The following is a 21,280-nucleotide window of genomic DNA, read 5'->3' on the forward strand; positions in this document are numbered from 1 at the left end:
AACCCGGCTCCGGCCCAGGCGGCGCAGCAGATCGGCGCGGAAAGCGTGGTAGCCCGCCGTTCGGTCTTCGAGCCGGTCGACAGCGGTCAGCGCGAACTGCGACCCGTCTATCGCCGCCCCTCACTCCTGCTACGAACGCGGCGGTCCCGATCCGACGCTGGACGCGGATTTTTTCCGTGGGACTTGCGAAGCCGGTTCAGCGAGGCCGGTGCGGGCGCTTGGGCATCAGGTCGTAGAGCTTCTTGCGCGCCCCGTTGTCGTTGACGTTGCGGGCCACCGCGACCTCGGAGATGAAGTCCTCGAAGACGAACTCGTCGTCGGCCGGGACCTCGGTGGGGCCGGGGTTCTGGACCAGGTAGCCGTCGAGGGTGTCGGCGATCTCGCGGAAGGACAGCGCCTGCAGGGTCTCCGGCGCGTACGTGGTGACCGGGACGCCGTTCGCCGCCGCCTCGTTCATCACCACGCCGAGCGGGACGTGCGAGAGCATCGGCACGCCGAAGTGGTACATGTCCTGCAGCGCCGCGGCCGCGTAGTGCGAGATGGGCCGCCGGTACAGGCCGGGCACGATGCCGTACCAGGCCAGGGGCGAGCGGCCGGTGGTCTGCTCCACGTAGCGCACCTGGTCGGCCAGCAGCCGGATCGCGCGGATGCTGGTCTTGTCCGGCTGCACCGGCACCAGGATGCCGTGCGAGGCGGCCAGCGCGTTGTTGGTCAGCACGTCGAGCGCCGGCGGGCAGTCGATCACCACGTGGTCGTAGTGGGCGAACTGGATCACCCGGGCCAGCTGCCAGCCGGGCACCCGGAACTGATCGAGCCGGCGGATCAGGTCGAACATCCCCGGCGAGGTCGGCACGACGTCGAACGCCCCGCCCCGGCCGATGTTGCTGCGCGGGTGCGGGACGGCCAGCTCCTCGATCGAGCCCTTCCACAGCTTGGTCAGCGCCTTGGCCAGGCTGGGCGCGCCGGCGGCGACCTCGTCCAGCCCGAGCATCTCCGTGGTCGCGTGCCCCTGCGGGTCGAGGTCGATCAGCAGCACGCGCCGGCCGCGCTCGGCCAGTGCCGCGGCCGTGCCGACGCTCAACGAGGTCTTGCCGACCCCACCCTTCTGGTTGACCACCGAGGTGATCTGCATGCCGGAGCGCTCCCTTGTCGGTCGTTGCGCGAAGGCTATTGGATCCGGGGCGGGTCCGCGCGGTCATCGGCCCCGGCCTGTCGCGGCCGGACCATCAGCGCCTGCGCCCCGGTGCCGACCGGACCGGCGCCGTCGTGCAGGGTGCTCGTGGCGGTGCCGATCCCGTGCGTACCGAGCAGCGTGACCGCGTCGAGCCCGATCCACGCGCCCGCGGGCTCGCGGCGCAGGTGGACGGTCAGCTCCGAGTTGATGAACCACCAGCCGGCGGCCGGCAGGAAGTGCGAGACCCCGTTGCCGGAGTCGGCGATCGCGAACAGCCGTTGCAGTCCGCTCGGCTCCTCGCCGTCGACCAGCGGGATCCGCTGCCGGCCCCAGATCGCGGCGGGACCGGGCGTGGAGATCCCGCCGCGCACCGCGCGCCACTCCACGGCCTGCAGGTACCCCCCGGACCAGTCGTCCGGGAACGCGGCCGGGGTGCCCGACTCGGCCGAGGGCAGCAGCGGGCCGGCGTCGGTGGCCACCGACGCCGTGTCGGTGGTCGCGATCCGCCACGCCGACGCCCGGGCGACGACCCGGCCCCCGGCGGCCAGCTCGGACTGGAGCAGCTCGACCGAACGGCCCGGCCGCTCGACCCACGAGCGCTGGTCGAGCTCCGCGACCGGCGCCGGGCCGAGGATCTCCACCGTCACCCGTGCCAGCAGTGAGGGGTGCGGCGCTTCGAGGCGCTCCAGGCCGCGGACCAGCAGCGCCGAGGGCGGGCCGAAGTGCTGGAAACCCGGGGCCCACGGGCCGCTGGTGTGCTCGGTGGCGGCGAAGCGGTCCTCGCCGAGCGGGGCGTAGAAGGCGTCGGCCATCAGTCGGCCCGGTCCAGTGGCGTCTCCTCGCCCGCGTCCGGCTCCGGCCAGCCCGGGTACTCCGGGGGCGTGCCGCCGAATTCGGGGCAGTGCGCCTGGTGGTCGCACCACGAGCACAGCCGGCCCGGGTTGGGCCGGAAGTCACCGGTCCGGCCCGCCTTGAGGATGGCCTGCCAGATCGCCTCGAGGGTCCGCTCGAAGCGGACGAGCTCGGCTTCGTCCGGGGTGTAGGCCAGCGACTGGCCGTCGGTCAGGTACATCAGCTTGAGCTGGCGCGGCACCACCCCGCGCAGCCGCCAGAGCACCACGGCGTAGAACTTCATCTGGAACAGCGCCTTGGCCTCGCCGATCTCGCGCGGCGCGGCCCCGGTCTTGTAGTCCACCACCCGGATCTCGCCGGTGGGCGCGACGTCGACGCGGTCGATGTAGCCCCGCAGCAGCACCCCGGAACCCAGCTCGATCTCCACGTGCAGCTCGCACGCCTCCGGCTCCAGCCGGCGCGGGTCCTCCAGGCCGAAGTACGAGTCGAGCAGCTTTTCCGCGGACTGGAGCCATTTTCCGGTCTCCTCGGGATCCTCGCCCGCGAACAGGTCCGTCCACTCCGGACTGCCGGCGGACAGCTCGCTCCAGGTCGGCTCGATCAGCTCCTTCGCCCGTGGGGCGAGGCGCTCGGCCGCAGGCAGGGCGAAGAGCCGCTCCAGCACGGCGTGGACGAGCGTGCCGCGCAACTGGGCCCGGGTGGGCACCTCCGGCAGCCGGTCGACGGCGCGGAACCGGTAGAGCAGCGGGCACTGCTTGAAGTCGCTCGCTCGGGACGGCGAAAGCGCGGGCCGCCTGCGGACGCGCGCGCCACCGGCCTCGGGGGGAGTGGTGACCGTAGCGGTGTCGGGCATGGCCAGAGCGTAACGCCGGGCACCGACAATCCCGCCCGCGCGACTCGCGGGACACGGCCGTTCCACCGCGACCTGCGGGGAACGGGCGGGGAAACCGGGCGGGGGGAGCCGGGAAGAGGCCGCGACCGGCGAGCCGCCACCGCCACTACTACGACCGCCGCCACAACCACGACCGCCGCCGCCACCGCAACGACGACCACCACAACCACGACCGCCGCCACCGCAACGACGACCACCACAACCACGACCGCCGCCACCGCAACGACGACCACCACAACCACGACCGCCGCCACCGCAACGACGACCACCACAACCACGACCGCCGCCACCGCAACGACGACCACCACAACCACGACCGCCGCCACCGCAACGACGACCACCGCAATTACGACTGCCGCCACCACCGCCACCGCAACGACGACCACCACGATCACCGCCACCGCGGCGAGCGGCGGGACCCGCCGTGACCGCTGCGATCGGCAACGCCGGGGCCACCACCCGGCTCACCGGACCGGAGAACCCGCACCCCGGCCCGCCCGGTGAAGACCGACACCACCCGTCCGGGCGGGGCGGGTCACCCGCTCCCCACACCGGGGCCTTTACTCTGGCCCGCATGGCCGCGACCAGTCAGCAGGGTGCCGGGCCGTCGCGTCGGTCCTCGGCCGGTGACGGCGGGCTGCTGCTGTTCCGGGTCGGCGGGGTGCCGGTGCTGCTCGCGCCGTCGTGGTGGATCGGCTCGGCGATCGTGGTCGTGCTGTACGCGCCGCTGGTCGGGCGCTTGCTGCCGGAGGCCTCGACGCTGGCCTCCTGGCTGCTGGCGGCCGCGTTCGCGGTGCTGCTCGGGCTGTCGGTGCTCGCCCACGAGCTCGGGCACTGCCTGGTCGCGCTGCGGCTGGGCATCCCGGTGCGGCGGCTGCGGCTGTTCCTGCTCGGCGGACTGTCCGAAGTGGCGCGAACCCCGCGCAGACCGGGGCAGGAGGGGCTGGTCGCCGCGGCCGGGCCGGCCGTCTCGCTGCTGCTCGGCGGGTTCTGCGCGCTGCTGCTGCTCGCGGTGCCGCCGGACGGCGCGGTCTGGCTGCTGGTCGCCGAGTGCGCCGTGGCGAACTTCGCGGTCGGCCTGTTCAACCTGCTCCCGGGGCTGCCGCTGGACGGGGGCCGCCTGGTGCGGGCCGGCGTCTGGGCGGCGACCGGGCGGCGGGCCAAGGGCACCCGCGCCGCGGTGGCCGGCGGCGCGCTGGTCGCCACCGCGCTGATCGTGTGGGCGCTGTGGGGGCTGGCGACCGGGAGCCCGGACCGCTGGCTGCGCCTCGGGGTCTGCGTGGTCACGGCCTGGTTCGTGATCCTCGGTGCCCGCGCCGAGCTGGCCGCGGAGGCCCGGCGCGGCTGGCCCGACGGGCTGGAGGTGACCGAGCTGGTGCGGCCGGTGCTGCAACTGCCCGCGGAGAGCCCGGTGTCCGACGCGCTCGCCGCGTCCGCCGGCCGCGGCGTGGTGCTCGTGCGGGCCGACGGCGTCGCCGCGGGGCTGCTCCACGAGCAGGCGGCCGAACAGCTCGCCGCCACCAGCCCGCACGCCCCGGCGGAGCTGGCGGCCGAGCCGATCCGCGCGGAAACCGTGCTGCTGGCTTCGGAGCCGGGGGCGGAGATCGCCGAGCGGGTCCGCGAGACCCCGGCTTGGCAGTTCCTGGTGGTCGACGACGAAGGCCGCCCGGCCGGGGTGCTGCGCCGGGAGGACCTGCGGGCCGCGCTCGCGCGCGGGCGGCGCGGGTACTGACCCCCGCCACGGCCCGCGCGGGCGACCTGGGAAGATCGGGGACCAGCGTTCCGGGTGAGGGTGGAGGACGAAGTTGTCGGTCAGCGGACCGTTCAGTGCGGGCGACCGGGTTCAGTTGACGGACTCGAAGGGCCGCCACTACACCCTGACCCTCGCCGAAGGCGGGGAGTACCACACCCATCGCGGCGCGCTCGTGCACGACGACCTGATCGGGCGGCCCGAGGGCTCCGTGGTCACCTCCGCGGGCGGCAGCACCTATCTCGCGCTGCGCCCGCTGCTGCCGGACTACGTGTTGTCCATGCCGCGCGGCGCCCAGGTGATCTACCCGAAGGACGCCGCGCAGATCGTGATGTTCGGCGACATCTTCCCGGGCGCGCGGGTGCTGGAGGCCGGTGCCGGGTCCGGCGCGCTGACCTGTTCGCTGCTGCGCGCGGTCGGCCCGGCCGGACGGGTGTCCTCGTACGAGATCCGCGACGACCACGCCGAGCACGCCGAGCGCAACGTGGTCAAGTTCTTCGGCGAGAAGCCGGGCAACTGGACGCTCACCGTCGCCGACCTCGCCACCCACTCCGGCCAGGTGGACCGGGTGGTGCTGGACATGCTGGCGCCCTGGGACCAGCTGCCGAACGTCGCCGCGCACCTGGTGCCGGGCGGCGTGCTGACCGTCTACGTGGCCACCGTCACCCAGCTCTCACGGGTGACGGAGTCGTTGCGGGAGCAGCAGTGCTGGACCGAGCCCGAATCGTGGGAGTCGCTGGTGCGGCCCTGGCACGTGGTCGGGCTCGCGGTGCGGCCGGACCACCGGATGGTCGCGCACACCGCGTTCCTGCTCACCGCGCGGCGGCTGGCGGACGGCACGGTGTCCCCGCGCGTCTCGCGGCGGCCCAGCAAGGGCAAGGGCTGAGCTTCAGCCCGGCACGCACCAGCGGTCGTGCTCCCGGCGCATCGGGAACGGGGTGTCCTTGTGGCCCCCGCCGCTCTGGACGTGGATCTGCACGCTGGCCGAATCACCGTCGACGACCGGCGCCCCGGGCAGCGTGACGGTCATCGGACCGGCCGCGTCCCACCGCTTCTGCAGGGCGGAAAGCGCGTCCGCGGTCTGCGCGGCGCAGGTCAGGGTGCCGAACTCGGTGGCGTCGCGCCGTTCGATCGCGTCGGCGATGGCGTGCGCGAGCACGGTGACCGCGGCGGTGTCGGCGTCCGGCGCCGGGGTGACCGCAGCGGACACCGTGGAGCGGGGGACCGGCGAAGGCTGCGAGGCCGGGGGCGCGGCAGCGTCGTCCGGACCGGCGGGGGCGATCAGGAGCAGCCCGATCACCACGCCGGCCACGAGGGCGCCGAGCAGGGCGAGCCCGGCGGTGAGCCGCCCGCTCACCGCCGGTGCTTCACTTCTTGTCCGCCTGGGCGTCCACCAGGCACCAGACGCCGGACTCGCGTTTGGACGTCATGGTCCCGTCCGCGGTCTTGGCGCCCTGGGTGGCCTTGTACCGCACGGTGGCGCTGTCGCCGTTCTCCTGCGCGGGTCCGGTGAGCTGGACCTGGATGGTCTGGATGTCCACCGAGCCGCCGGAGTAGACGCTGCGGCAGGCGAGGCTGGACAGCGCCTGGCCGTCACCGCTGCTGAAGTCGGCCGCCGCGGCCTGGAACAGCTCCTGCGAGGAGCCCTTGCCGCCCGGGGCGGGTCCGGAGCCGTGGGTGCCGGTCGACGGGCCGGAGCTGGACGGGCTGCGCGGTGAGCTGGTCTTCGGCTTCTTCGGCGCCGTCGAGCCGGCGCCGGGCAGGCCCGGGGCGCTGGTGGCCGGTGGGGCCGCGGTGTCGGGCGGGCTGTCGTCGTTGCCGGAGAGGCCGATGAACAGCCCCACCGCACCGCCGATGACGACCACCGCCGCGATGGCGAGACCGATGATCAGGCCGGTCTTCTTTTTCTTCGGCGGCGGCTGCTCACCGTAGCCGCCCGGCGGATAACCACCCGGTTGGCCGTATTGGTCACCGGAACCGCCCTGCTGGTAGCCGTCGGCCTGCGGGAACTGCTGGGTGCCACCCGGTTGACCGGGCTGCGGCCAGGGACCGGACTGCGGGTAGCCCGGCTGCGGGCCGTACGAGTCGGGCGGCGGTCCGTAACCGCTGTTCTGCTGGGAGTAGCCGCCGGGCTGCTGCCCGTAGTACTGCGGGTTCTGGCCGTACTGCGGGTCCTGACCGGGCTGCTGCGGGCCGGGCTGGGGGTGACCGGGCTGGGGATAACCGGGCTGGGGCCGGCCGTACGGGTCCGGCTGCTGCCCGTAACCGCCGCCCTGCTGGCCGTGGCCACCGGGCTGCTGCGGCGGGTAGGTCATGACTGTGCCCCCTAGCTCCTGCTCGAACCACCCCACCACCAGGCGTGGTGCGGTCGCGGCCGATGCTAGCCACCACCGTCCCGATCCGGGGTCCGAGGCCGGATCCGGGGGCGAAACAGGGTTCGACGGGCAGCGCGGCGGGTACCGGCGGGCCGGTCGTTTTCCCGCCTGGTGGAACCCGGTGGGTGGCGGACCGGTGCCCCGGTACCGAAATGGCCGCTTGCGCGGCGGGGGCCTCCGTGCTGGACGGGCGCGGGAGCCGCGACGCGCCGATCTTGTAATGCGGAAAGACCTTTTATTGTCGGTGATCGCCGGTACCGTGGAATGAAAAGCACTCCGAGGAGGTGCCCGATGCATCATGACCTTCCCGGAGGTCGGCGCGAGGAGGCCGACCCTTCAGCAACGAGCGGAGCAGGGCAGCCATCGAACGAGGAAGCCCGGCAGATTCGTTTTCTCGAGGAGGAAGTGGCGCTGCTGCGCCGCAAACTGACCGATTCGCCCAGGCAGAACCGGGTTCTCGAACAGCGCCTCGCCGAGGCGTCGGAGAGGGTGAGCCAGCTCACCGAGCGCAACACCAAGCTGGTCGAGACCCTGCGTGAGGCCCGGGGACAGCTGCTCGCCCTCCGCGAGGAGGTCGATCGCCTGGCCCAGCCGCCCAGCGGTTACGGGGTGTTCGTGACGGCGTACGAGGACAACACGGTGGACGTCTTCACCTCGGGCCGCAAGATGCGGGTCTCGGTGTCGCCGGCCGTGGAGGTCTCGTCGCTGCAGCGTGGCCAGGCGCTGCGCCTCAACGAGGCGCTCACCGTCGTCGAAGGCGGCGGCTTCGAGCGCACCGGCGAGGTCTGTTCCCTGCGTGAAGTGCTCGCGGCGGACGTGGAGGGCGAGAGTCTTCGCGCGCTGGTCGTCGGGCACGCGGACGAAGAGCGGGTCGTGCTGCTCTCCGATCTGCTGGCCGAGCAGCCCCTGAAGCCGGGGGACTCGCTGCTCGTCGACTCCAAGGCCGGGTACGCCTACGAGCGCGTGCCGAAGGCCGAGGTGGAAGACCTCGTGCTGGAGGAGGTGCCGGACGTCCGCTACGAGGACATCGGCGGCCTCGGACGGCAGATCGAGCAGATCCGCGACGCGGTGGAGCTGCCGTTCCTGCACGCCGACCTCTACCAGGAGTACCAGTTGCGGCCGCCCAAGGGCGTGCTGCTGTACGGCCCTCCGGGCTGCGGGAAGACGCTCATCGCCAAGGCGGTGGCCAATTCCCTGGCCAAGAAGGTGGCGCTGGCCCGGGGCGAGAACGCGGACGGGAAGTCCTACTTCCTGAACATCAAGGGCCCCGAGCTGCTCAACAAGTTCGTCGGCGAGACCGAGCGGTCCATCCGCCTGATCTTCCAGCGGGCTCGGGAGAAGGCCTCCGAGGGCACCCCGGTCATCGTGTTCTTCGACGAGATGGACTCGATCTTCCGCACCCGTGGCTCGGGCGTGTCCTCCGACGTGGAGACCACGATCGTGCCGCAGCTGCTCTCGGAGATCGACGGTGTCGAAGGACTGGAGAACGTCATCGTCATCGGCGCCTCCAACCGCGAGGACATGATCGACCCGGCGATCCTGCGGCCGGGCCGGCTCGACGTCAAGATCAAGATCGAGCGTCCGGACGCCGAAGGCGCGAAGGACATCTTCTCCAAGTACCTGGCCGAAGGCCTGCCGATCCACGCCGACGACCTGGCGGAGTTCGGCGGGGACCAGAAGGCCACGTTCGACGCGATGATCCAGCACACGGTCGAGCGGATGTACGAGGAGAGCGATGAGAACCGGTTCCTCGAGGTGACCTACGCCAACGGGGACAAGGAGGTGCTGTTCTTCCGCGACTTCAACTCGGGCGCGATGATCCAGAACATCGTGGACCGGGCGAAGAAGTCGGCGATCAAGTCGGTGCTGGAGACCAATCAGCCCGGATTGCGCGTGCAGCACCTGCTGGACGCGATCGTCGACGAGTTCGCGGAGAACGAGGACCTGCCGAACACCACCAACCCGGACGACTGGGCCCGGATCTCCGGCAAGAAGGGGGAGCGGATCGTCTACATCCGCACCCTCGTCACCGGCAAGAACCAGGACTCGGGGCGGGCGATCGACACCGCCACCAACACGGGTCAGTACCTGTAGGAAACGGAAGAAGCAGTGGGGTCGCCGGTCCGCCGGCGGCCCCACTGCCGTGTCCGGGCCGCCGCGCCGGGCAGTCAGCGGGTTGGGGACTTCACCCCGGCGCTGGCTGTATAACGCCCTATACTTCTGCCCGTGAGCAACGACGAACCGGGTCACCCGCGGGCACCGATCACCGAAGCCGACGTTCTGGCTTGGCTGGAGACGACAGCGGCCGCCGTCCAGGCGGGGGAGGTGAGCGCCCCGGAGCTGATCGAGCTGCTGGGGGAGTTGCGTCGCGCCTCGGCGGCCTGCGCCGACGCGTCCGACTGGGCGCTGCTGGCCGCCCGCGAGGAGGGAGCGAGCCTCCGGCAGATCGCGCCCGTTTTCGGCAAGGGCTACGTCCGGGCACCGGCGGCGCGACTGGAGAAGCTCCATCGCCAAGCCCAGAACTCCGGCCAATGGCTGGCCATCCTCCGGCACAACCAAAGTGTATAACGACCTATACGGGTTGGCGTTTCAACAAATTACTGACGGAAAACATAAAAACTCAGCCGAGACAAGGGAAGTCGTGGAACGCATCGCCGTGGGACTCGCCGCATTGGGCCGGCCCGCATACATCAACCTGGGCCGGGATCTGCCGGAGTCGCGGGAGGTCGAGGCGATGCGGGCAGCCACCCACGCCGTGCTGGACGAGGCTTACCAAGCAGGCGTCTGGTGGGTCGATGTCGCGCGCTCGTACGGATTGTCCGAAGAGTTCCTGGCCGGCTGGCTCACCGAGCGCGGCCACCGGGACGTGACGGTGTCGAGCAAGTGGGGCTACCGCTACGTCGGCGAGTGGCGGCTGGACGCCGAAGTCCACGAGGTCAAGGAGCACACCGTCGAGCGGTTCCACGAACAGTGGGCGCGGACGCGCGAGGTGCTGGGTGGGCGCGTGGGCCTGTACCAGGTGCATTCGCTCACTGTGGACAGTCCGCTGTTCTCGGACGGGCCGCTGATCGAAGCGCTGGCCGCTCTTTCCGCGTCCGGCGTCGAGGTCGGGTTCTCCACTTCGGGGCCGGCACAGGCGGACGCGGTGCGGCGCGCGTTCGGGCTGGAGGTGGCCGGGCGGCCGGTGTTCACGGCGGTGCAGTCCACCTGGAACGTGCTGGAGACCTCGGCCGGTCCGGCGCTCGCGGAGGCGCGGGCGGCCGGGAAACGGGTGCTGGTCAAGGAGACGCTGGCGAACGGTCGGCTCGCGGTCCAGGCCCCGCCCGCGCTCGCGAGGATCGCGGCGGCGCACGGGGTGGGGCCGGACGCGGTGGCGGTCGCGGCGGTGCTGGCGCAGGAGTGGACGTCGGTGGCGGTGATCGGGCCGTCGAGCCCGGGGCAGCTGGCGGCGAACCTGGCCTCGGCGGAGGTCTCGCTGGCGCCGGACGAACGGGCTGAGCTGGCCGCGCTGGCGGAGGAGCCGGAGTCGTACTGGCGGCACCGGTCCCGGCTCGGGTGGGACTGAGGGGCTGCACTACCCTCGCAGCATCGCGTCCCGGCTGGGCGGGGCGCGGATCTTCCGGAGGGGCAGCAAGTGCGTCATCGGCAGGTGCTCGCCGTGGCCGCGGTCGCGTTCGTCGGGCTGGCCGGGTGCGGTAACCGGCCCAACGATCTCGAGACGTACTACGACGATCCGGCGCCGGTGAGCGACACCCCGTCGGCCGCCGCGGCGCCGGTTCCGCCAGCGCCGGTCAAGCCGGCGCCGCCGGAACCGCGGGCGGCGGCGGTGACGGCCCTGGCCGGGGCGCTGCTGTCCGATGAGGACGTTGCCGAGGAGGGTGTGCACCCGGGCGCGGGCGGGGTTTCGGGCTGTCTGGGCGGGCCGGCCGAGGGGGAGCGGCGGTCGGCGAGCTGGGTGTACCCGAGTGGTTCGGTGCTGGACCACCGGGTGACGGCTTATCCGGACCGGTCGGGAGCGGACGTGGTGTCCGGCGCGGACTGTGCCGGGAAGGTGCTGGACCTGCCGGTGCAGCCGGGTGTGACCGCGCAGCGGGCGTGGTGTGAGGGCTCGACCTGCACGGTGCTGGTGTCGAAGGGGAACCTGGTGTCGGCGCTGAGTGTCGCGGCGAGTACGCCCACGCGGGCGGCGGATGCGGCGAAGCGGCTGGTGCCGAAGCTCGTGGCGAAGCTGGTTGCTCAGCCGTAGCGGCGGAACCATTCGAGGACACCGGCGCGGCCGTCGGGGATGAAGGGCCGTCCGGGGTCTTCGACCCAGGCGCGCAGTTCCTCGATCGGGAGCCAGCGGCCTTCGGCGATTTCTTCGGGCTGGTGGCGGATGGGGCCGTCCCAGCGGGCTTCGAAGGCGAAGTTGTGGCAGTGGACGGTGCCCTGGTCGTAGACGAGGGTGAACCGTGGTTCCGGTTCCACTCCGCGGATGCCGAGTTCTTCGGCGAGTTCGCGGCGGGCGCATTCGGCGGGGGTCTCACCCGCGGCCACGACGCCCCCGGCCCAGCAGTCCCAGGTGGACGGGAAGATGTCCTTGTCCGGGGTGCGGAGGTGGACGTAGACGGAGCCGCCGTCGCCCGAACGGACCAGTACGACGCCCGCCGCGTGCCAGAGTCCTTCGGCGCGGACCTGGGAGCGGGGTGCGGTCCCGGTGACCCGGCCGGTCTGGTCATAGCGGGCAACGAGTTCGTCACTGCCTGGCATGGGGGCATCGTCGCACGGTCGCACCCCGTAGGGTGGGCGGTATGCGTCGGATCATGGGAACCGAAGTCGAGTACGGCATCTCCGTGCCGGGGGACGCCACGGCGAACCCGGTGCTGACCTCGACTCAGGTCGTGCTCGCCTACGCGGCGGCGGCGGACATCCCCCGGGCCCGGCGGGCCCGGTGGGACTACGAGGTGGAGTCCCCGTTGCGGGACGCGCGGGGGTTCGACCTGACCGGTCCGTCCGGTCCCGGGCACGACCCGGACGTGGAGGACCTGGGCGCGGCGAACGTCATCCTGACCAACGGGGCGCGGTTGTACGTGGACCACGCGCACCCGGAGTACTCGGCGCCGGAGGTCACGAACGCGCGGGACGCGGTGATCTGGGACAAGGCGGGCGAGCGGGTGATGGAGGAGGCCGCGCTGAAGGCGGCGACCGTGCCCGGGCAGCCGCCGTTGCAGCTGTACAAGAACAACGTGGACGGCAAGGGTGCGAGCTACGGCACGCACGAGAACTACCTGATGGCGCGGTCGACGCCGTTCACCGCGGTGATCGCGGGGCTGACGCCGTTCTTCGCGTCGCGGCAGGTGGTCACCGGCTCGGGCCGGGTGGGGATCGGGCAGCAGAGCGAGGAGGCCGGGTTCCAGCTCTCGCAGCGGGCGGACTACATCGAGGTCGAGGTCGGCCTGGAGACCACGCTCAAGCGCGGGATCATCAACACCCGGGACGAGCCGCACGCGGACGCGGACAAGTACCGGCGGCTGCACGTGATCGTGGGTGACGCGAACCTGGCCGAGTATTCGACGTACCTGAAGGTCGGCACGACGGCGCTGGTGCTGGACCTGATCGAGTCGGGGATCCGGTTCGACGGGCTGAAGCTGGACGAGCCGGTGCGGGCGGTGCACCGGATCAGCCACGACCCGTCGTTGAAGACCAAGGTGGAGCTGGCCAACGGGAAGAAGTTCACCGGTTTGGACCTGCAGTTCGCCTACCACGAGATCGCGGCGGCGAATCTGGAGCGGACGAGCGCGGACGAGGGTTCGAAGGAGGTCCTGCGGGTCTGGGGTGAGGTGCTGGACGCGCTGGCGCGGGATCCGATGGAGTGCGCGGACCGGCTGGACTGGCCGGCGAAGCTGCGGCTGCTGGAGGGGTACCGGGAGCGGGATCAGCTGGCCTGGGGCGCTCCGCGGCTGCGGCTGGTGGACCTGCAGTACTCGGACGTGCGGCTGGCCAAGGGGCTGTACAACCGGCTGGTCACGCGGGGTTCGATGAAGCGGCTGGTGACCGAGGAGGAGGTCCGGGCGGCGATCACGACGCCGCCTTCGGACACGCGGGCGTACTTCCGGGGCCGGGCGCTGGAGAAGTACGCGTCGTCGATCGCGGCGGCGTCGTGGGATTCGGTCATCTTCGATGTGGGCCGGGAGTCGCTGGTGCGGATCCCGACGCTGGAGCCGCTGCGGGGGACGAAGGCGCACGTCGGGAAGCTGCTGGACGCTTCGGCGACGGCGGAGGAGCTGGTCGAGGCCATCACCGGTTCGGAGTAGGACGGCCGGGGATCGCGATCGCGGCGTTGCCCCGAATGTCGGGGCCGCTGGGTAGGCTAGGGATCATCAGCCACACCGGGAGGCGAGATGGCGCAGGAGAAGGTCGAGAAGCACGGCGGCGGCGACTCCGACGAGGAGTTCGACGGGGCCGGGGCGGCGGGTCAGGAGCGGCGCGAGAAGCTCGGCGAGGACGTCGACACGATCCTCGACGAGATCGACGACGTGCTGGAGGAGAACGCCGAGGACTTCGTGCGCGCCTACGTGCAGAAGGGCGGCGAGTAGTCGCCTTCCGTGGTTGCCGTCCCGGTGTGGTCCCGGGGCGGTGGTCACGGGCGCGCGCACCGTTCGCCGGGTCGGCCGGGTCAGGCCGGGTCGCTTTCTTCTGGACAACCACAGCACAGATGGGAACCGAGAGCACGTATGGACAACACCTTCCCTCGCGCGGGGCTTTCCGGTCCGGGTCTGCCGGCCGCGTACTTCTCGCCGGCGTCCTCGTCGTTCGCGGACTTCCTGCGGGACCAGGCGCCTGAGCTGTTGCCGGCGCGGCGGGTGCCGTCCGGGGCGGGTGAGCTGGGGGTGCCGCACGGGACGACGATCGTGGCGCTGACCTTCGACGGGGGCGTGCTGATCGCCGGTGACCGGCGGGCGACGTCGGGGAACCTGATCGCGAGCCGGGACATGGAGAAGGTGCACGTCACCGACGAGTACTCGGCGGTGGGGATCGCGGGCACGGCCGGGCTGGCCGTGGAGATGGTGCGGTTGTACGCGGTGGAGCTGGCGCACTACGAGAAGATCGAGGGCGTGACGCTGTCGCTGGACGGCAAGACGAACAAGCTGGCCGGGATGGTGAAGGCCAACCTGGACATGGCGATGGCTGGGCTGGCGGTGGTGCCGTTGTTCGTCGGGTACGACCTGGAGGCGGTGGACGTGAAGCGCGCCGGCCGGATCGTGTCGTACGACGCCGCGGGTGGGCGGTACGAGGAGAACGCCGGGTACGCCGGGGTGGGTTCGGGTTCGCTGTTCGCGAAGTCGGCGTTGAAGAAGCTGCACGATCCCGAGGCGAGCGTGGACGCGGCGGTGCGGTCGGCGGTGGAGGCGTTGTACGACGCCGCGGACGACGACACGGCGAGTGGGATGCCGGACCTGGTGCGGCGGATCTTCCCGACGGTGGTGACGATCACCGCGGGGGGTGCGGTGCAGTTGCCGGCGGAGGAGACGGCCGCGGTGGCGGAGGCCGTGGTGGCCGGGCGCGCGCAGCGGTCGCACCACCGGGTGAGCTGAGGCCCGTGATCGTGCTCAGCGCTGGACCATCGAACGCCGTTATCTCGAAGAACGTGGAGCCGACACCGTGACGATGCCGTTGTATGCCTCTCCCGAGCAGTTGATGCGGGAGCGTTCCGAGCTGGCGCGCAAGGGCATCGCGCGTGGCCGGAGCGTTGTGGTGCTGAAGTACCGGGGCGGGATCCTGTTCGTGGCCGAGAACCCGTCGGCGACGTTGCACAAGGTCTCGGAGATCTACGACCGGATCGGGTTCGCCGCGGTCGGGCGGTACTCGGAGTTCGAGAACCTGCGGGTGGCCGGGATCCGGCACGCGGACCTGAAGGGGTACCAGTACGACCGGCGGGATGTGACGGCGCGGGCGCTGGCGAACGCTTACGCGGCGACGTTGGGCAGCATCTTCACCGAGCAGCTTAAGCCGTTCGAGGTGGAGGTCTGCGTGGCCGAGGTGGGGGCGAGCCAGGCCGACGACCAGCTGTTCCGGCTGACCTACGACGGTTCGATCTTCGACGAGTCGCCGTATGTGGTGATGGGCGGGCAGACCGAGCCGATCAGCACGAAGCTGAAGGACACGGTCGACCCGGACCACGATCTGGAGACCGCGCTGAGCACAGCGGTGGAGGCGTTGAAGGCCACGGCGGCGGCTTCGTCGAGCGGGAACGGCGGGGTGCCGGACCAGATCAAGCTGGAGGTCGCGGTCCTGGACCGTCACCGGCCCCGGCGGGCGTTCCGCCGGTTGACCGGTGCGGCGCTGGACGCGTTGCTGCCGGCCGCTCCGCCGGAGAAGCCGGACGAGGATGCCGCGGATTCGGACGGGACGCCCGGGGACGGCAAGGATCAGGGCTCCGGCGCGAAGGGTGATTCCGCCCAGGAGTGACGGGTTGCCGATCGGGATGGGCCGCGCCGGATTCTCCGGGCGCGGCCCGTTCTGTTCCCGTGGTGGTGGTCGGCCGGACCGCTGGGCCGCCCACGACGGGCGGTCCAGTGACGACATCTGCCGCGCTACCGGCGACTGCGCCCCTGGGGTTCTCGTTCTTCGGCCTTGGAGTCCGGTAGAAACTTTGGTTAAAACAAAGTTTGTTGCTAATCCAAGATCATGGTGGGGGAAGCGGGAGGAGATCCGCGAGCGGTACGCGCGGATCGTCCTAGGCAGGCCAGGCGGGACCAGTCCGGCCGAGGTCCTTCGCCACCTGGCCCGCGAGTACCTCGACGGCCATTGCGGAGCGGACCCCTAACTGACCCGCGGATCGCTCCCGGCCCTGTGCACCGGCAGCCCGGCGATCCGCCCGCTGGGCTCGGCGGCCTCACTCTGGCCGGAGTCCTGCACGTCCACGGCATTCCCGCCACGGTCTACGAAGCCGAAGTCCCGCCGGTCGCGCGCTCGCAGGGCGGGATGCTCGACATCCACGACGACAACGGTACCGGCGGCCGCACCGAGGTTCAGCGCGGAGTTGCGCCGGATGCTGCTCGGCTCGCTCCCGCCCGGGACCGTCCACTGGGGACACAATCTCAGCGGGATCCGTTCCGTGGCCGGAAAGCGGCACGACCCGGCCTTCGCCGACGGCAGTACCGCCACCACCGATCTGCTGATCGGCGCCGACGGGGCCTGGTCACGCGTGCGGCCCCTGCTTTCGTCGGCCACGCCCGAATACGCAGGCACCTCGTTCGTCGAGACCTACCTGTTCGACGCCGGCACGCGGCCACGGTCAGATCGGTCGGCGGGGGAGCGGTGATGGCGGCCGGACCGGGAGATCTGCGCGAACCTGGAGACCGGCGACACCCTGTACGTCTACGTGGCCCTAACCGAGCCGCTGGAGTGGTTCGCCACCATCGATTTCGCCGGCACCGCCGCCGGGGGCCGCATCGCGGAAGAGTTCTGGGGCTGGGCCCCGGAACTCACCGGGAGCGACGCCCAGCCGGTCCCGCGCGCTCCCGGCGGGAGCGGGTGCCGGGCGTGACGTTGCTCGGTGACGCCGCCCATCTCCGCGCCTTCAACGGCGAGGGCGCGAACTGGGCTCTCTACGACGCCGCCAAACTCGGGCGGGCCCTGGCCGCGCGCCCGGACGACGTCGAGGCCGCGCTCACCGAATACGAACAGGGCGCTGTTCCCTCGCAACGCCGAGGCGGCGGCCGAGGTGAAGGCCGAAGCCGACTCCAACCCCGGCCCTCGAAGACGCCGTCAGCCGGTTCGGCGAGAACGAGCGAGCCTCGTACAGCTCAGGAAGCCGGACCGGTCGCGCGGAAGTTCTGGTCGGCGAAGGCCAGCAGGTAGGGCAGGGTCGCCCGCGCGGTGTGCCAGGTGTGGTTGAACCCGTGCTCGGAGTGCACCACGGCCTCCTGGCCGCGCGCGTGGAAGGCGGCGGCGATCCGGCGGGCCGTGGCGACGTCGGTGGGTGCGCCGGTGCCGACCGCGAGCATGACCGAGACCGGCGCGCTGAACGCCATGGTCGGCAGGTAGCGGCGCGGGGTGTTCGCGGCGATCACCGCTTGGTTGCCGTTCAGCACGCTGATCGAGTCGTTCAGGTCGTCGTAGGGCAGGGCGATGATCAGCGTGCCGAACTCGTCCACGTGGTGCAGGCCGATGTTCAGCGCGCCGAAGCCGCCGCCGGACATGCCGCCGAGCGCCCGGTGCTTGCGGTCGGCGACGGTGCGGAAGTGCTGGTCCACGGCCGGCACCACGGTCTTGGCCAGGTAGGTCTCCAGTTGCGGGCCGCCGGGTACGTCGAGGCACTCCCAGTCCTTGCTCGGCTGGCCCGCGGTCATGTCCACGCTGACCACGATCATCGGCTCGATCACCTGGGCCGAGGCCAGGCTGCGCAGCGTGTCCGGAGCGGCGCCGGAGGTCAGCCAGTCGCGCGGGCCGCCGTAGGGGTAGCCGTGGATCAGGTAGACCACCGGGTAGCGGTGCTGCGCGTTGGCCGGGTCGGAGTACCCGGGCGGCAGGATCACGTAGTTGTCACCGGAGGGCACGTTGCGGGCCGGGTCGGCGACCGGGAGGACGTCGATGGACTGGCCGCTGTTCACCGGCCGTCCGGGGGCGCCCGCGCCGGCCGGGCCGGGCCGGCTGCCTGTGGTGAGCACCGACTCCGAGTCGCCGGCGCCGTCGGCCAGGACCCGGCCGACGGCGTTCGCGGCCCCGGAGCCGCGTTCGAACAGGCGGCCGAGGTCGCCGGCCGTGCGGACGTAGCCGACGTAGCTGTTGACCGCGGTGACCGCCGCGACCAGGAACAGCGCCACCGCGCCCGAGGTGCCCCAGCGCCGGGCCCGCCGGTGGTGCGACAGCGCGATGGTGACGGCGAGGACCGCGACCGCGGCGCCGGCCGCGGTCAGCCAGATCAGCGGCGACTCCAGCGGCCCCAGGTCACGGGCCTGCGCGGTGACGTCGGGGGGCAGCACCGGGTCGCCGGCGGCCAGCGGGATCACCGGCGTGCCGCCGGTCGGGGGCAGCACGAGCCGCCGCGGAAATGGAAACGCACCTGGGTGTCCCTGCCCTGAGCCGGTACGGGCAAGGCTCACCCGCACTTCGAAAGATCATCTTAGGGACGGCCCGCTGTGGATTCGTTGAGAAAGGGTAAAGACTTCCTCAAATCTGCTGGTCGTGGCTGCGGTAGATGGTCAGCGCGCTCGGCCGGGCCCGGAAGCGGAACTCGTTGCCGAGCGGGCCGACCTCCCCGTCGGTGGCCACGCGGCGGTTGCCGTCGAGCAGCCGCACGTGCAGCTCGGGCCGGTCGAGCTGCTGGTAGACGTGGCTGGCGTCGAGGCTGTTGGTGACCATGGCGAGCAGGAAGCGGGCCCGCGAGTACGGCAGGTCGGCCCGCAGGTAGCGGACGTCGAGCAGGCCGGTGTCGAGCGCCGGGCGGCGCGACGGGGCGAACCCCTTCGGGGAGTAGGTGCCGTTGCCGACGAAGATCAGCCAGACCTCGGCCGGCTCGCCGTCGAGCAGGATCCGCAACGGCTTGGCCCGCCGCAGCACCCGGGTCAGCGCGATGGCCGCCGAGGGCCACTTCGGGTGCTTCTGCTGCAGCTTCTCGCGCAGCCGCACCATCTCCGGGTAGCCGCCGAGGCTCGCGGTGTTGACGAACCAGCGGTGCCCGGGCTCGCCCGCCCCGCTGACCTCGACCTCGCCGAGGTCGATCCCGACGGCCTGGCCGGCCTCGGTCGCCTCGTCCGCGTCCGGCATCGAACGGACCCCGACGTCGCGGGCGAAGTGGTTGAGGGTGCCGGCCGGGATCAGCGCCAGCGGCAGGTTCCGCTCGGCCGCGACGGAGGCGACCGCGGCCACCGTCCCGTCCCCGCCCACGACCCCGAGCGCGCGGATCCCGCCGACCCGGGCGTCGATCTCGGCGTTGAGCTGGTCGCGCAGGTCCTGCGCCGGGTCCGGGTGGAGGATCGTGGCCTTCGGCCAGGCCTGGCGGACGTCCTCGGTCGGGTCCTGGCCGTCGATCCCGGAGTGCGGGTTGACCAGCGCCAGCAGGTCCTCGCCTTCGCGCAGCTCGGGGGCTTCGGCGGCGTGCGCGGTGCGGGCCGGCGCTTCGGGGCCCAGCGGCCACCAGTGCCGGGTCAGCGCGGCGACCCCGACCCCGATCGCGAGGCCCGCGCCGACGTCGCTCGGCCAGTGCACACCGGTGTGCACCCGCGAGTACGCGACCGCGCCGGCGAGCGGCACGAGCGCGAGCCCGGCGCGCGGCGACTCCATCGCCACCGCCGTGACGAACGCCGCGGCCGAGGCGGAGTGGCCGGAGGGGAAGGAGGAGGAGGTCGGGCGGTGGCGCAGGCGGCGGTGCTCGGGCACCTCGTCCTCGGCCGGTCGGCGGCGCGGGAACAGCGGCTTGCCGATCAGGTTCGCCGCCGCGCTGGCCCCGGCGATCGCGGCCACCCCCCGCCGCGCCGCCCGGCGCGCCGGGCCCGGGCGCACCGCCAGCACCGCGGCGACCGCCCACCACAGCCGGGACTTGTTCGCCGACTTCGACAGCATCCCCAGCACCTGGTCGGCCCGGGTCTTCGGCAGGGCGGCACTGCGCCGCATCAGCGCGCGATCGGTGCGGCCGACCCGCCGGAACGTCCGGCTGAGCTGCGAGAACACGCTGGGGACCTCCGGTCCGTCGGGTGGGGCACGAGCCCGGGCGATGCCGGATTCGCGTGGTTTTTCACCGAACGCAACGTACCGGCCGCGTGTCGCCGCCCGAACGGCGCACCGCCGGAGGGGGTCGGGCGCCTACTCTGGAGGGATGCAGCGGCGGATCTTTGGCATCGAGACCGAGTTCGGGGTCACGTGCACCTTCCACGGCCAGCGCAGGCTCTCGCCCGACGAGGTGGCGCGCTACCTCTTCCGGCGGGTCGTGTCCTGGGGGCGCTCGTCCAACGTGTTCCTGTCCAACGGGTCCCGGCTCTACCTGGACGTGGGTTCGCACCCGGAGTACGCGACCGCCGAGTGCGACGACCTGGTCCAGCTGGTCACCCACGACAAGGCGGGGGAGCGGATCCTGGAGGACCTGCTCATCGACGCCGAGCGGCGGCTGGCCGACGAGGGCATCGGCGGCGACATCTTCCTGTTCAAGAACAACACCGACTCGGCGGGCAACTCCTACGGCTGCCACGAGAACTACCTGGTCACCCGGGCCGGGGAGTTCTCCCGGATCGCCGATGTGCTGCTGCCGTTCCTGGTCACCCGCCAGCTCGTGTGCGGCGCGGGCAAGGTGCTGCAGACCCCGCGCGGCGCGGTGTACTGCCTGTCGCAGCGGGCCGAGCACATCTGGGAGGGCGTTTCCAGCGCGACCACCCGCTCCCGCCCGATCATCAACACCCGCGACGAGCCGCACGCCGATGCCGAGCGCTACCGGCGCCTGCACGTCATCGTCGGCGACTCGAACATGGCCGAGCCCACCACCATGCTCAAGATCGGCTCGGCCAACCTGGTGCTGGAGATGATCGAGGCCGGCGTCCAGTTCCGGGACTTCACCCTGGACAACCCGATCCGCGCGATCCGCGAGATCAGCCACGACCTGACCGGGCGCCGCCAGGTCCGGCTGGCCGGCGGCCGCGAGGCCTCGGCGCTGGACATCCAGCGCGAATACCACGCCCGCGCCGTGCAGCACCTGAAGGAGAACGGCACCACCCCGGCCAACGAGCGGGTGGTCGAGCTGTGGGGCCGCGCGCTGGAGGCGGTCGAGCAGCAGGACTTCGGCAAGATCGACACCGAGATCGACTGGGCCATCAAGCACCGCCTGGTCGAGCGGTACCGGGCCAAGCACGACCTGGACCTGTCCAGTCCCCGGGTGGCGCAGATCGACCTGGCCTACCACGACATCCGCCGTGGCCGGGGCATCTTCGACCTGCTGCAGCGCAAAGCCCTGGTCCGCCGGGTCACCGAGGACGGCGAGATCGAGGTGGCCAAGGACACCCCGCCGCAGACCACGCGCGCGAAGCTGCGCGGCGACTTCATCGCCGCGGCGCAGGCCGCGGGCCGTGACTTCACCGTGGACTGGGTGCACCTCAAGCTCAACGACCAGGCGCAGCGCACCGTGCTGTGCAAGGACCCGTTCCGCTCGGTCGACGAGCGGGTGGAACGGCTGATCAGCTCGCTCTAGCGCGCGTCGCGGCCGGGGGCCGTCCTGGTCCGGAGCGGGCCCGGGCCGCGTTCCCTACGAAAGTCGCCGGCCGCCTGGG

Annotated in this window: 19 protein-coding genes and 1 pseudogene; 12 read left to right on the forward strand and 8 right to left on the reverse strand. The window is 72.0% G+C overall.

Annotation, left to right across the window (positions count from 1 at the left end; translation table 11 throughout):
- Window positions 1–196: 196 nt before the first annotated feature.
- From NYF13_RS17450 to NYF13_RS17460, 3 genes are read right to left on the reverse strand one after another with little or no spacing between them, the layout of a single operon-like run.
- Window positions 197–1,132 (reverse strand): ParA family protein, encoded by a 936-nt coding sequence (locus NYF13_RS17450; RefSeq protein WP_315658113.1) that lies wholly within the window; start codon window positions 1,130–1,132, stop codon window positions 197–199.
- Between the two features lie 35 nt (window positions 1,133–1,167).
- On the reverse strand, window positions 1,168–1,986 hold the full coding sequence (locus NYF13_RS17455) for a thioesterase family protein (protein ID WP_315658114.1): 819 nt from the start codon (window positions 1,984–1,986) through the stop codon (window positions 1,168–1,170).
- On the reverse strand, window positions 1,986–2,879 hold the full coding sequence (locus NYF13_RS17460; protein ID WP_315658115.1) for a RecB family exonuclease: 894 nt from the start codon (window positions 2,877–2,879) through the stop codon (window positions 1,986–1,988). The genes NYF13_RS17455 and NYF13_RS17460 overlap by 1 nt, the downstream gene beginning before the upstream one ends.
- A gap of 613 nt (window positions 2,880–3,492) precedes the next feature.
- On the opposite strand from NYF13_RS17460, the gene NYF13_RS17465 reads away from it, so the two are divergent.
- Both NYF13_RS17465 and NYF13_RS17470 read left to right on the forward strand, forming a co-directional pair.
- Complete coding sequence (locus NYF13_RS17465) at window positions 3,493–4,650, forward strand: M50 family metallopeptidase (RefSeq protein WP_315658117.1); 1,158 nt, start codon at window positions 3,493–3,495, stop codon at window positions 4,648–4,650.
- A gap of 73 nt (window positions 4,651–4,723) precedes the next feature.
- The gene (locus NYF13_RS17470; RefSeq protein WP_315658118.1) at window positions 4,724–5,554 is read left to right on the forward strand and encodes a tRNA (adenine-N1)-methyltransferase; all 831 of its coding nucleotides are present in this window, start codon (window positions 4,724–4,726) and stop codon (window positions 5,552–5,554) included.
- Window positions 5,555–5,557: 3 nt separating this feature from the next.
- On the opposite strand, the gene NYF13_RS17475 is transcribed toward NYF13_RS17470, so the two are convergent.
- Both NYF13_RS17475 and NYF13_RS17480 read right to left on the reverse strand, forming a co-directional pair.
- Window positions 5,558–6,025: a hypothetical protein gene (locus NYF13_RS17475; protein WP_315658120.1), complete on the reverse strand. Its 468-nt coding sequence runs from the start codon at window positions 6,023–6,025 to the stop codon at window positions 5,558–5,560.
- A 10-nt stretch (window positions 6,026–6,035) separates the two neighbouring features.
- Entirely contained in the window at window positions 6,036–6,983 is a 948-nt protein-coding gene (locus NYF13_RS17480) for a hypothetical protein (protein WP_315658121.1), read from the reverse strand.
- A gap of 351 nt (window positions 6,984–7,334) precedes the next feature.
- On the opposite strand from NYF13_RS17480, the gene arc reads away from it, so the two are divergent.
- From arc to NYF13_RS17500, 4 genes are all read left to right on the forward strand, one after another.
- Window positions 7,335–9,137 carry a proteasome ATPase gene (arc, locus tag NYF13_RS17485; protein ID WP_315658122.1) on the forward strand — a complete coding sequence of 601 codons (1,803 nt, stop codon included), beginning with the start codon at window positions 7,335–7,337 and terminating at the stop codon, window positions 9,135–9,137.
- 132 nt (window positions 9,138–9,269) lie between these two features.
- Window positions 9,270–9,611, forward strand: coding sequence for a hypothetical protein (locus NYF13_RS17490; RefSeq protein ID WP_315658123.1), 342 nt, complete (start codon window positions 9,270–9,272; stop codon window positions 9,609–9,611).
- A gap of 73 nt (window positions 9,612–9,684) precedes the next feature.
- Entirely contained in the window at window positions 9,685–10,608 is a 924-nt protein-coding gene (locus NYF13_RS17495; protein ID WP_315658124.1) for an aldo/keto reductase, read from the forward strand.
- A 69-nt stretch (window positions 10,609–10,677) separates the two neighbouring features.
- Entirely contained in the window at window positions 10,678–11,289 is a 612-nt protein-coding gene (locus tag NYF13_RS17500) for a hypothetical protein (protein WP_315658125.1), read from the forward strand.
- Here the strand turns inward: NYF13_RS17500 and NYF13_RS17505 are convergent.
- Window positions 11,280–11,792 carry an NUDIX domain-containing protein gene (locus tag NYF13_RS17505; protein ID WP_315658126.1) on the reverse strand — a complete coding sequence of 171 codons (513 nt, stop codon included), beginning with the start codon at window positions 11,790–11,792 and terminating at the stop codon, window positions 11,280–11,282. The genes NYF13_RS17500 and NYF13_RS17505 overlap by 10 nt on opposite strands.
- 41 nt (window positions 11,793–11,833) lie before the next feature.
- Between NYF13_RS17505 and dop the strand changes: the two genes are divergently transcribed.
- From dop to NYF13_RS36735, 5 genes and pseudogenes are all read left to right on the forward strand, one after another.
- Entirely contained in the window at window positions 11,834–13,336 is a 1,503-nt protein-coding gene (gene dop / locus NYF13_RS17510; RefSeq protein WP_315658127.1) for a depupylase/deamidase Dop, read from the forward strand.
- Window positions 13,337–13,423: 87 nt separating this feature from the next.
- Window positions 13,424–13,618 carry a ubiquitin-like protein Pup gene (locus NYF13_RS17515; RefSeq protein ID WP_315658129.1) on the forward strand — a complete coding sequence of 65 codons (195 nt, stop codon included), beginning with the start codon at window positions 13,424–13,426 and terminating at the stop codon, window positions 13,616–13,618.
- Between the two features lie 138 nt (window positions 13,619–13,756).
- Window positions 13,757–14,617 (forward strand): proteasome subunit beta, encoded by an 861-nt coding sequence (gene prcB, locus NYF13_RS17520; RefSeq protein WP_315658131.1) that lies wholly within the window; start codon window positions 13,757–13,759, stop codon window positions 14,615–14,617.
- A 67-nt stretch (window positions 14,618–14,684) separates the two neighbouring features.
- The gene (gene prcA, locus NYF13_RS17525) at window positions 14,685–15,491 is read left to right on the forward strand and encodes a proteasome subunit alpha (RefSeq protein ID WP_315658133.1); all 807 of its coding nucleotides are present in this window, start codon (window positions 14,685–14,687) and stop codon (window positions 15,489–15,491) included.
- 384 nt (window positions 15,492–15,875) lie between these two features.
- Window positions 15,876–16,746: pseudogene (locus NYF13_RS36735) on the forward strand (FAD-dependent oxidoreductase); the annotation flags it as partial.
- An 85-nt stretch (window positions 16,747–16,831) separates the two neighbouring features.
- On the opposite strand, the gene NYF13_RS17545 reads toward NYF13_RS36735, so the two are convergent.
- A complete protein-coding gene (locus NYF13_RS17545; RefSeq protein WP_396287607.1) occupies window positions 16,832–18,064 on the reverse strand; it encodes an alpha/beta hydrolase in 1,233 nt (410 codons plus the stop codon).
- A 133-nt stretch (window positions 18,065–18,197) separates the two neighbouring features.
- Complete coding sequence (locus NYF13_RS17550) at window positions 18,198–19,697, reverse strand: phosphatase PAP2 family protein (RefSeq protein WP_315658141.1); 1,500 nt, start codon at window positions 19,695–19,697, stop codon at window positions 18,198–18,200.
- A 145-nt stretch (window positions 19,698–19,842) separates the two neighbouring features.
- Here NYF13_RS17550 and pafA point away from each other — a divergent pair, with 145 nt between their 5' ends.
- Window positions 19,843–21,201, forward strand: a complete 1,359-nt coding sequence (gene pafA, locus NYF13_RS17555; RefSeq protein ID WP_315658144.1) for a Pup--protein ligase — start codon at window positions 19,843–19,845, stop codon at window positions 21,199–21,201.
- The last annotated feature ends 79 nt before the right edge of the window (window positions 21,202–21,280 follow it).

The organism is Amycolatopsis sp. PS_44_ISF1 (assembly GCF_032335455.1).
In the GTDB taxonomy this organism is placed as follows: Bacteria; Actinomycetota; Actinomycetes; order Mycobacteriales; family Pseudonocardiaceae; genus Amycolatopsis.